We start from the raw sequence: 283 nt of genomic DNA on the forward strand, positions 1-283 counted from the left end.
GCCTATATAGGCGCGCAACTCGCTCTCGGCCTGGTCGGCGCTGATGTGGCTGCTGGAGAAGACATGGCCGACCCCTCGGCGGGTCGGCAGGCCGATGTCCCAGATCCAGCCGGCGGATTGCGCGGTGGAGATGGTGTGGCTGGCGATCGGCGCGTCGGGCGCGTCGTAGGGGACCTGCATCGCCAGGGCGGTGTCGCAGAACAGGATGTCGCTACAGCTCTTGAACGGCACACCCATCGCCTCGCCGATCAGCAGCGCGCGGAAGCCGGTGCAGTCGACGAAC

1 protein-coding gene is annotated in these 283 nt (G+C 67.8%); it reads right to left on the minus strand.

The genetic code is table 11. The features are described from left to right. Positions 1-283: tryptophan 7-halogenase (locus tag AC0IYH_RS31050; RefSeq protein WP_471838032.1), on the minus strand; the 283-nt coding region annotated here is incomplete at both ends.

The organism is Pseudomonas sp. AC463 (assembly GCF_979253585.1).